An 8,971-nucleotide genomic window follows, 5' to 3' on the forward strand; every position below is an offset into this window, starting at 1 on the left:
AAAGAACATTCTTCTCTACTTTAAAATAAATTTAAAAACGAATAACTTTTTTTAATGCTAAACCATCGTTTTTTTTAATTTTTAAAAAATAAATTCCGCTAGATTCTTTACTTAAATCTATAGAAGGATTATTCTCGTTATTTATCTTTTTAACCCTAATTCTCTGTCCATACAGGTTATATACTTCTATTTGATTAACATTTTTTCCACGGATTATAATTCTTCCTAAAGTTGGGTTTGGTGAAATAGAAATACTCGTATTTAAGTTAAAATATTTTAAAGATAAAGTACTTGAAAATACACTTGTTAAAGCATTACTCATTTTTGTCCAACCAGAAGAATTATTTCTTAATTTAATTTTTTCTTGTTCTATATGTATAAATCTTCCTGATGTGTTTGTGGCAGAAGAACTGCAATGATTAGAAGAATTATTAATTAATCTTCCTTGAGTGTTTGTAAATCCTATAAGTCTTGTCCAACTGGTATTAATATGTGCTAATTGAAATGTTAATGAACTATCTTCATTTAAAAGTGCATTCTTTATTAATGTTGCATAATCTGTAGTTGGTGTTTGGCGAGTACCATTACTCATAATTACATAAGGATCCGTTGATTTTTTACCAAAACCATGTAATTGAATAAAAACCGAATTAGAAATATTAGTAAATAAATTCTCTGTAGTTTTTTGAAACATGGTTGTTACATTATGTGCCATATCTGATACTCTATAAGATTGAGAACCTGAATTACAAGTACTAGTTGTTCCTGAACAAGAAGAAAAACTATTACTATTACAACGATGTGTTCCGCTTATAAAAACAGCTCTAGCCAATGTGTTTTTAAAACAATGCACAGCTTGTTGCCCTGTATTTGTATCATTTTTTATATGTGGAGCTTGTATAATTAAGTTATTTCTAATTGGTGTTTTACTAAACACATAAGTCCCCCAATAATTAGAAGATGAACTTTGTTTTTCTAACACATAAAAAAATTGATTTGGGGAAATAGAGGTATCTGTAAACTCTGTTACTTGATAATCAAGTCCGTTTGCGTTAGATCTAGCATTTGTTAAATCATTTGCTAATAAAAAATCAATAATTATGTTCCAATTATTTAATTGTGTACTATTTGGTACTTCATAATCTTCTCCAAAACTACTAGGCACATTATCAATAATAGTGTCTATGTATGTTTCAATATCTCCTGTTGCAGTTTGTGAAAACAGCGGAATTGAGAGAAATAGAATAAAGGCTAAAATTAATTTCTTCAATAATTTTATATTTTATCTTCTTTAGAAAGTTCCTTCGTTTTTGAATTTGTGTTATTAAAATTCTGCATTAATTGATACACATAAGGTATTTGTTTTTGAAATCTGGTTAAAATATCATACGAAATATTTTTGCGACTAAAAGGTACAACTTTTACATATTCTTGAATCTCATTCGCATTTCTACCATATTTATAATCGTAAGGAAAACGACCATCTTTATCAATAGAATTATTAGAGTTGTCTTTATTAGTAACACTAATATAAAACTCGCTGTTTTTAATATTTCCGTTAGGGTTGAATAATTTTTCTGCTTTTAAATATTCATGTAACTCTTTTGCAGTATCAACTGCAGGGTCAACTAATTTTATGTCTTCAACCATAAAATTACGATATAAAGACTTTCCATCTTTCCCCTTATAATTGTATAATTCTTTTAAAATTATTGATAATTCATCCATTAAATAAGGATAATGCGTGCAACCTAAAATAATTGATTTTAATTTATTTTTAGTTTTTGATAACCTAATTTGCTCCATTAAAGTTACTAAATGATAGCGTACATAATTCTCTGCATCATTAATTTGAAGAATAGAACAATCATCCGATTTTTCGGTATCACATAGCATTTTACTGTTATTAAAATCGAAATTATACACATCGAATAATGTTTTATCAATTTGTACATCACCTTTTAATCCAGGTCCTTTATAATCTTTACGTGGTTTTTGTAGGTTTTTATTGAAGTAATTTGGATCTTCATCAACTGCTTCCGCAATTCCAATTCCACCTTGAGAAAATACTTCAATGTTTCCTGTATAGTTTAATTCATTTTTAAACTTCACAATCGTATTATGATACCCTTTAGAAGAAACTGTTCCTGCAGTTGCCAAAACTCCAATAATTGCATCTTCATCTTTCTTTATAGTCGCTAAAGTTCCACGAACACCAGCGTCAATAACACCAATAACTTTAATGTTCGAATTTGCTTTTTTAATGAACTCTTCAATATATTCTTTACCATAAGCAGTTGCTGTGTTACAAGCAATTACCAAGACTTTTACAGGTTTTTTGTTTGTATTTACTGATGTATCATTTACGTTCGAATAATATTTATTACCCATTAAAAACTGCGCATCTTTAATAATATGTTCTTTTAATAAATCTACTTTATTCTCTTTTGAATAATTACCATAAGGCATGTTTGCTTGATCTCCTAAATAAATAAAAGCTTCTTTATTAAAATCTAAATTTCCATCACTTCCATTTTTATGAGAAGTATTCTGGTTTTGATCATAATTAACAATTGCTTTTAAAACAGTTAATCCTCCAGTTCCAGAATCGAAAACTCCAATAGGCAAAGAAGTATCTGAAGTTGGATAGTTTGCCATATCAATATGGTAAAAATTATCTTTATCATTAATAATTGTATTGATAATATCATTGCTTTTAGCAAGTGCTGTTTTCTTCGGAGTTTCTTTACAACTAACTATAAAAAGTAGCATAAAAACTGAAATATATAAACTTATTTTTTTCATGTTTTTTTATTTTTTGATGTAGATACCTTAAACTATATGAAAATATAATTCTAACTACCTGTATGTGAGTTTGTTTACTTTTTTAAGACTTTTCCGTTAAGTTTATTGGTAAATTGTCCTTTATCAACAGCTAATTGTCCATTAATTATACTGTATTCCAGTCCTTCCGATAGCTTAAAAGCATCGGTATAATCTGCTTTATCTTTAAATGTTTTTGGATTAAAGATGATAATGTCTGCAAAGTAATTTTCTTGTAATTTTCCTCTATTTTTAATTTTGAAAATTTCGGCTGTTATAGAAGTACTACCATTAATAAAAGAAGCAATATCAATCACTTTTTCTTGCTGAACATATTTATGAAATTTCCTTGGAAAAGAACCATATTTTCTTGGATGACCTGTATTTCCATCAGAACCAGTAACTACCCAATCTTGCTTCATAAACGTATGAATATCATCTGAATTCATATTGAAAGATGCAACTCTTATATAACCCGTTTTTAAGGTTTCAAAAACAGCAACCTCTGGTGAAACATTCAGCATTATAGAAATTTCTAATAAATTTTTTCCTACAAATTTTGGTTCAACAGATTTTACAATTAATAGCTTATCTGGTCCACCCCTTCGTGTTATATTCTGTTTAGTTTCTTTTAATATTTTTTGAGTAAATTTTGGGTTTTTATAACGAATAAATAAAGAATCTTTACCTCCACTTTCTGCCCAACGTGGCACAACAGCAGCTTTTAACCCTGTTGCAGAAGCATCATAAGGATATTGATTTGCTGTCACTTTAATTCCTTCTTTTTGAGCGTTTTCAATAACTGAAACAATTGTTTTACTTTGATGCCAAACATCAACGCCTAAACATTTTATATGAGAAATATGAATTGGTAATTTTGCTTGTCGTCCAATTTCAATTGCTTCTTCTATTGCAGGAATTAAACCTACTGTGTATGAACTTTCATCACGTAAATGTGTATCGTAAATTCCATCGTTTTTAGAAACTGTTTTTGCCAATGCAATTACTTCTTCAGTATTTGAATAACTTCCTGGAGAATAGAACAAACCTGTTGAAATTCCAAAAGCACCAGCATCCATTTCTTGCTGAATTAAGTATTGCATTTTGATGATTTCTTCAGTTGTAGCTTTCCGATCGCTTTTGCCCATTACTTGCTCACGAATTGTTCCATGACCAACTAAAGGAACTGCATTTGTACCAATTCCGTGAGATTTATATAGATCTATATATTTAGAAGTTGGATAAAAACTATCGCCATCATTACCAGTAATAACAGTTGTTATTCCTTGAAAAAGAAATGGTTTATTATGTGAGTTTTTGGGAAGTTTTAAATCTCTATCTGCATGTGTATGAGGATCTATAAACCCTGGAGAAACAATCATTCCTGTTACATCAATTATTTTGTTTGCTTTTATTGAGACAGAATTTTCATCACCAATAAAAACAATTTTATCATCTTTTATAGCAATAGAATTATTTGTTGATTGAGTATCAATTCCATTATAAACAATTCCGTTTTGTATTAAAATATCTGCTTCAATTTTCTTTTTTGAACAAGAATAAAGTGTGATTATTATAATTAGAAAGATTGAATTTAATTGTTTCATTTTTTTTAAGGTCTCGACTTTACTCAACCTGAAATTTAATTTATAAATCCTGGAACTGCAATAGTTGCCATTGTTTGTAAGCCAGCAGGAGCTTTTAAAACACTATTAATACAATTTATGGTAATTGCACAAGTGGCTATGTCACCGTTAATTCCTCCATCAATTTCTGAAGTAAAACTTGGTACGCCTTTTATAGTAACTTTATCAAAAGAACGAGGTTCTCCAATTGCAGCTTTAAAATGCATTTTAATTTTACAAATTCCATTTTTATAACCATGAGCAATTTGTTCAACACCTCTAGCTTCTCCCTTTTGTACTTTTATTGCTTCAGATGCAACTGATGTTTCTGCTATTACTGGTTCTAAACTTTCTGTAACTTCATCTAATTCTAGACCTATGCTATTGGCTAATAAATACACGGACTCTTGTAACCCAACATGACGTAAAGTTCCTGTTGCTTCTTTAGTTTTAAATGCTTCTAAAGATAAACCTGCTCCAATTTTTTGTTGAAAGGGAACTCTTCTTGGTGTAGCATCTTGCACACGCTCAACATAAATATGTTCTATTTCTTTAGAGATTGATGTAAAAACGGAAGGCAAATAATCCATTAAAAAACCGGGGTTTACTCCTGTTCCTAAACAGGAAATATTGTGTTTTTTACAAATTTCATCAAGCTGTTTACTCAATTCTGGTTGTAATTTCCACGGATAAGATAATTCTTCGCAAGTAGAAATTACTGGAATACCAAATTTTGCGACTTCCTCTATTTGTGGAATTAGTTTTTCTAAACTAGAAACTGTAGTTATAATTGCTACATCTGGTTTTATTGTAAGAGAATTAAGTGCTTCTTTTACTGAAGAAAAAACAATAACGTCATTTGATAAGTTAGTACCTATATCTGATAGTAATTTTCCTTTTAAATCTGGGTTAATATCAACTCCTACAACTGTTTTTATAGTTGATTTTTGAGCAATATATTTCCCTATCTGAATCCCTAAAGGACCAAATCCTATTTGTAAAATATTAATCATTTAAGTAAGTTATTAAAAATTTATCTTGCCAAAAAAAAAAAAAAAGAGACTGTTTTAAAAGGATAAACAGCCTCTTTTCGAAAACAAAATTCAAATTATTGGTTTACTTCAGTTTTATCAAATATTGTTGTTCCAATTGGTGCATTGGAATTTGAGTCTAATTCTTTTTGTGACAAAAGAAATCTCTCTGGATGAGCAGTTGCTGCACCAGTATTTAATGGAAAAGGTACAGAAACATCCATGTCTGCTTTTCGTAATCTACGTGCATCATTCCATGGCATAAAAGTTCCATAACCACTAACATAACGTTCCTCAACAATCTCTCTTAACAATGCTCTTGTATCATTAATACCATCAGTATTTTCAATTCCACCATTTGCAAAATCTGCAGTTACGTAAGCATCATACTTTAAAACATCTGTACCGTTAACAACATTAAACGCATTACCTGAAGCTAAAAAGCTTCTTAATGTATTTAAATGACCAAGTGCAGTAGCAAATGTTGTTGTTCTAGCTGCTGCCTCTGCTAGAGTTAACAAGTTTTCCTCATAAGTAACCATAGGCATTGGCGCTGTTACAGCAGCAACACCTGCAGTATTTCCACCATTTCTATCAAAATAATAGTATTTACCTCTTGCATCTTCATCAGTTTTTGCATTATTTCTAGAAGTAGCACTTCCATCTAATATGCCAGCTAAAAAAGTACCATCTGTACTAATATCTCCAGCTCTTGAGCCTGACAAAAATTCATATAATAAATTTTGACGTCCACTTGATGCTCCTGAAGCGTTATACTTCATAGATGCTGAACCTGAAGATATTCCACTTTGAGCTGCTGTATATGCAGAAGGGTAATCCTTCATTAACATATAGTATCTTGCCTTTAAAGTATATGCTGTTTGTATCCATTTAGATTTATCTCCATTAAAGAATATATCTTGTGATAAAGAATAACTAGTAGCACTATTTAAATTTGAAATTGCTTCATCTAAAAGTGTTTGTAATTGTGAGTATACTTCAGCTTGAGTATCATATTTTGGGTCATCTATACCAACAGTTACAGCTTCAGAATATGGAATATTACCCCAATTTGAACAAGCTGTACCAACAGATTGCGCTTCAATAACTTTTGTTATTCCAATAATTAGTAAATCACTTGATAAACCTTTTTGAATAACATCATTTTGAGCAACAATACCATTATAAATATATCCCCAAGAACTATTAGATTCTTCGGTAGATATACCATATGTAAAAATATTACCATATAAATTTTGCTCTCCTTTGTATTGGCCAGACCACATGCCTGCAATACGATTTATATGACTTGAGTTTACGGCTACATTTGCAAGCATTATACCTTCTACTAATAAAATTTCTGGCACTTGAGTTGGCGAATTTGGATTTTCATTTAAATCTCCATATTCACACCCAGAAAAAACAATACTGAAAATTACTATTATATATTTAATTTTTTTCATGATTCTATCTCTTAAGATTTAATAATTTATTTTAACTGAAAACACAAAAGATCTAGTTGTTGGATTCGTAAAGTAATCGATACCAAATCCGTTTGCAACTCCACTTTGATTTATTTCTGGATCTACTCCTACAACATCTGTCCATAATGCTAAATTTCTACCTGTTAAAGTAAAATCTATAGATGATAGTTTAGTAGCACTTCTAAATTTTTCTGAACTTAAAGAATATCCAACAGAAATTTCTCTTAATCGAACCCAAGAAGCATCTGCAATGGCTAATTCATTAATTGGTGAAGAACCAAATCCTCCTCCTCTACTTGTATACCATGCTTGGTTAAGTAAAACTGGACCAGCTCCAAAATCTTTGATATTACCCCTAACTGGAGTTCCTGCTGGATGTACATTACCATTAAGGTCTTTAACATCTACACTTGGTGTTACTTCATTACCAACATCTGCATGGGTACCAAAGTTTCCTAAAATAAAACGAGTACGTTCTGCGTAGTCATTTCCTTGAGAGGTTTCGAATAAAATATTAAAGTTAAACTTTTTATAATTCGCATTAATACCTAAACCACCTCTCCAATCAGCATTCGGGTCTCCGATAACTCCTTGTTGAGAATCTTTTTGTAAAAACCCATTTGCATCTAAATCATAAGATCCATCAGTATTTCTTTTTATTTTTGATCCATACAAAACACTCATAGGATGACCTACAGTAGCAACTGAACTAATTGAACCTCCAACTAAAGAAACAACTTCTGTTCCTACTAAATCTAAAACTTCACTCTTGTTATTATTAAAATTACCAAAAAGAGAAATATTATAGTCTTCATGTTGTAGCAATTTTGCATTAAAATCAAATTCTAATCCTCTATTAGATAGTTTTGCACCATTCTTATACTGTTGATTAAAACCTGAACTTGGAGACAAAGTAACATTTAATAGAACGTCATTTATTTCATTTTTATAATATGTAAAGTTTAAACCTAATCTATTATTAAAAAATTTTAAATCTGCTCCAACTTCAAATTCAGTCTTAATTTCTGGTTTTAAGTTTGGGTTTCCTAACGTACTACTTAATTTAAAACCATCACCTTCTAGAGGGTCACTATAATCGCTATAACCTACACCTACAAAACTTGTATTAAATCTATGCCTTCCTGGAGCAACTCCTACTTGACCAAATGAAGCTCTTAATTTACCAAAAGATAACACAGAATCTTCAAACGTTTCTATATTCGAAAAACTCCAAGAAGCATCTATTGCTGGATAAAAAACACCGCCAACTACACTAGAAAATGTTTCATAAGCACCACTTAAATTAACAAAAACATCTTTATAAGAAAGCCCTGCTGTTGCAAAAACTCTATCTGACTTGAAGAATGATTTAGAATTAACTGATCTAATATCCTCATTAGCAGATAATGAAGATAAGTCTCTTAATCTTGTATTAAAAAGAAAATTTCGAGCACTTGAAAAAGTTGAATGTCTTTCTTTATTATTATGACCATAACCTAATACTACAGCTAAATTTAAATCTTCTTTTAAATCGAAGTTTGTTCTCCCTATTAAATCAAAAGACAAGTTTTTTAAGTCTCTATTTTCTATAGAATAAAAACCACCACTAGGTACAGAACCAGATGAAAACTTTGGGAAGAAAGAATCTCTAAAATCGACGAAATTATCAACTCCACCTCTTGCTAGTAATGTTATTTTACCTGTTGGCTTATAAGTAGTTTCTAAATTTAAAATATACCTATCTACATTATTTAAATTTTGTAATTCATTTACAGTCCATAAAGGATTATTATATGCCGAATTAGTTTTACTCCCGTAGTTATTTCTATATGAACGTTGTTTTAATGGTGTAGGTGTACCTGCATTATTATAATACGTTCCAATACCTGTTGTGCATTATAAAAAAGCTGTTCATTGATTAAGAGAATCGTATATTTAATTGAATTTCAAACATTTAAATAGATGAACAGCTTTAGAGCAAATTACGAGAAAATTTTAGAGGTATTAA

General features: G+C 29.9%; 6 protein-coding genes. All 6 read right to left on the reverse strand.

The window, feature by feature from the left end; genetic code table 11:
* Positions 1-31: 31 nt before the first annotated feature.
* Entirely contained in the window at positions 32-1,270 is a 1,239-nt protein-coding gene (locus tag V3V28_RS05185) for a T9SS type A sorting domain-containing protein (protein ID WP_331363964.1), read from the reverse strand.
* Between the two features lie 5 nt (positions 1,271-1,275).
* The gene (locus V3V28_RS05190) at positions 1,276-2,805 is read right to left on the reverse strand and encodes a glutamate racemase (RefSeq protein WP_331363965.1); all 1,530 of its coding nucleotides are present in this window, start codon (positions 2,803-2,805) and stop codon (positions 1,276-1,278) included.
* A 74-nt stretch (positions 2,806-2,879) separates the two neighbouring features.
* Complete coding sequence (locus V3V28_RS05195; protein WP_331363966.1) at positions 2,880-4,430, reverse strand: N-acyl-D-amino-acid deacylase family protein; 1,551 nt, start codon at positions 4,428-4,430, stop codon at positions 2,880-2,882.
* A gap of 35 nt (positions 4,431-4,465) precedes the next feature.
* Positions 4,466-5,461: an NAD(P)H-dependent amine dehydrogenase family protein gene (locus tag V3V28_RS05200; RefSeq protein WP_331363967.1), complete on the reverse strand. Its 996-nt coding sequence runs from the start codon at positions 5,459-5,461 to the stop codon at positions 4,466-4,468.
* A gap of 95 nt (positions 5,462-5,556) precedes the next feature.
* Positions 5,557-6,942 (reverse strand): SusD/RagB family nutrient-binding outer membrane lipoprotein, encoded by a 1,386-nt coding sequence (locus V3V28_RS05205; protein WP_331363968.1) that lies wholly within the window; start codon positions 6,940-6,942, stop codon positions 5,557-5,559.
* An 18-nt stretch (positions 6,943-6,960) separates the two neighbouring features.
* Entirely contained in the window at positions 6,961-8,847 is a 1,887-nt protein-coding gene (locus V3V28_RS05210) for a TonB-dependent receptor domain-containing protein (protein ID WP_331363970.1), read from the reverse strand.
* Positions 8,848-8,971 lie beyond the last annotated feature (124 nt).

Origin of the sequence: Polaribacter sp., assembly GCF_036480315.1 — a bacterium.
Lineage (GTDB): Bacteria > Bacteroidota > Bacteroidia > Flavobacteriales > Flavobacteriaceae > Polaribacter.